The 376-nt window shown below is 72.3% G+C and carries 1 pseudogene; it reads right to left on the bottom strand.

Features of this window, described 5'->3' with window-relative positions:
• Positions 1-248: pseudogene (locus GV792_RS28760) on the bottom strand (hypothetical protein); the annotation flags it as partial.
• Between the last annotated feature and the right edge of the window lie 128 nt (positions 249-376).

Raw genomic sequence — 376 nt, 5'->3', positions numbered from 1 at the left:
GCTTCCGGGGGGTCGGCTTCGGGTGGGTCCGCATCGGGTGGGTCCACTTCTGGCGGTTCGACGTCGGGTGGTTCGGCCTCGGGCGAGTCGACCTCGGGCAGTACATCCTCGGGCGGCAGCACGTCCCGCGGGAATTCCTCCGGAGGTAGCACGTCCGGTGGAAGTTCTTCCGAGGGAAGCTCATCCGGTGGTAGCTCGGGCCGCTCGTCCTCGGGTGGCTCGTCGGGCTCGGGCGGACGCTCGTCCAACGGAGGCTCGCGGGGCGGCTCGGGTAGCGATTCGGATGGTGGCTCGTCGGGCGGTTCGCGCGGGGGTGGCTCGAAGGGCGGCTCAGGCGGTTCACGCGGCGGGTCCGGGGGATCGGGCGGTTCGGGCG

The sequence above is a fragment of the Nocardia cyriacigeorgica genome, assembly GCF_010868145.1.
In the GTDB taxonomy this organism is placed as follows: domain Bacteria; phylum Actinomycetota; class Actinomycetes; order Mycobacteriales; family Mycobacteriaceae; genus Nocardia; species Nocardia cyriacigeorgica_D.
The sequence above is the reverse complement of the archived record's forward strand: the minus strand, read 5'-3'. Positions and strand labels throughout refer to the sequence as shown.